Genomic DNA, 1,996 nt, shown 5'->3' on the forward strand with positions numbered 1-1,996 from the left:
GGCTGGGGGAGGAGCAGGCGGGGTACCGGCGGCCGCGGCGGCCCCTATGGTGGCCGCGGTCCCACTGGCCGCAGTCCCGCCGACCGCGGTCCCACTGGCCGCAGTCCCACTGGCCGCGGTCCCGGTGGCCGCAGTCCCACTGGCCGCAGTCCCACTGGCCGCGGTCCCGGTGGCCGCAGTCCCACTGGCCGCAGTCCCACTGGCCGGCACGGCCCCGGTGGCCGGCACGGCCCCGGTGGCCGGCACGGCCGCGCTGGTGGCCGCGGTTCCGGTGGCCGGCGCGGGCGGGTGTGCTGCGGTGTGGCGCGGTCGCGCTTGCCGGCCTCGCTGGGACGATCAAGGTCACCGCATTTCTCGTCCTTGCCGCGCTGGTCCTCATCCACCTGCGCGAACATGTCGCTGCCAGCCGCGCCGAGAGGGTCGCTGCCAGCCGCGGCCGAAACGGCCGCGGAAACCGTGACGAGGACGGCGGAGCATCCCTTCCGCGCGTGTCCCTCCCCCGCCGGTCAACGGTCGTGGCCGGCGCGAGGAGCGTTCTCCTCGATCTTTCGGTCGCGGCGGTGACGATGACGGTGAGCATGGTCGCGGCCGGCTTCGGCCCGACCTGGATCGGTGCGCTGGCCACCTCCGGGCAGTCGCGGACCGGCATCGCCCCCGCCGCGCTGCTCGCCCACCTGATCCGGCTACCGTTGGGCCTGCTGGGCCCGCTGAACCTGCCGGGCCCGTGGGATTCCGGCGATCAGGCCGGGACGGCGCTCGCCGCCGGGCGGGCGGTGTCGCTGGTCATCGCGGCGGCTGTCGTCGCCTGGCTCCTCGTGCGCGCCTGGCGCAGGCCATGCCTGCCCCCGCGCCCGCACGCGCCGGCGCTGTCGTCCGCCCCAGCGCCGTCCGGACCGACAGTGCCCAGCCCGGTGACACCCGGCCCCACAGCGCCCGGCCCCACAGCGCCCAGCCCGGCGGCGCACGTCCCAGTACTGCCAGTTCCGACGGAGCACGTCCCAGTACCGCCGGTTCCGGCGGAGCACGTCCTAGTACTGCCAGTTCCGACGGAGCAGGTCCCAGTAACGCCGGTTCCGGCGGTGCACGGCCTGATACCGCCCACTTCGACGGTATTCGCCCCGGCGCTGCCCGTTGCGGTGGCGGGCACGTCGGTGTCGGCGCGAGGGTGCGTGCCGGACGATGTCGCCATCGTCGGGGCTGGGGGGATGGCGGTCGCTCTGGGCAGCCCAGTCGTCTACCCGTGGTATCTGGCGCCAGTTGTTCCGGCGCTCGCTGTCATCGCCGCCAGCGGCGGATCCGCGGCGGCGCGCCGGCTGGTGATCGTCACGTCGGTGGTGCTGTGCGTGACGTCACTGGCGTCGCTGGCTCCGACCTGGGCCCTGCTGGGCCGGGCGTCCGCACCCGCAGTCATGATCGCGGCCGTGGCCGCCGGAACCGTCGTCCTGGGCGCGGCAGCACTGCTCGCGCGACCTCGCCGACGGCGGACCAGCAGACGATGACCAGCAGGAGGTTGCGCACCACCAGCAGCAGGCTCGCGAAGACCTGCCCCGAGAGCAGGTCGTCGTACCGGATCGGGTAGATCACGAGCGAGATCAGGCAGATCACCGGCAGCCCGACAGTGATCCACCGACGTGACGAGGCCGGGCGTCCTTCGACCGCCGCGGCGGGCTGGCGAGGCCGGATCCAGCGACGTGACGGGGCCGGATGGGCCGCCCGGGCACCGCCCGGGCCCACCCCGGTTCCCGGGCCGGTGAAGGAGGGCACACCGGCCTGATCCGGGCCGCCAGGGCCCGTCCCGGATACCGGGCCGATGCCGGTGGCCTGGCCGTCCAGCCCGGTGCGGGCCGCCGCGAGGTCCAGCGCCTCCGCCGCCGCCCCCACGGCCGAGCCGGCACCGACGGCCGCTCCCGGGCCCGGGGCAGGGCAGGCATCAGCGGTCGAGCCGGCGACGGCGCCAGCGGCGGCAGGACCGGCGCCAACAGTAAGATCATCAACA

General features: G+C 75.4%; 1 protein-coding gene and 1 pseudogene. One reads left to right on the forward strand and one right to left on the reverse strand.

Features of this window, described 5'->3' with window-relative positions; translation table 11 throughout:
- The first annotated feature begins 515 nt into the window (after positions 1 to 515).
- A complete protein-coding gene (locus AC5LSR_RS19520; RefSeq protein WP_493468781.1) occupies positions 516 to 1,499 on the forward strand; it encodes a hypothetical protein in 984 nt (327 codons plus the stop codon).
- Here the strand turns inward: AC5LSR_RS19520 and AC5LSR_RS19525 are convergent.
- Positions 1,408 to 1,996 (reverse strand): annotated as a pseudogene (locus AC5LSR_RS19525) (hypothetical protein); the annotation flags it as partial. The gene AC5LSR_RS19520 and the pseudogene AC5LSR_RS19525 overlap by 92 nt on opposite strands.

It is taken from the genome of Protofrankia sp. CiP1_Cm_nod4 (assembly GCF_982290645.1).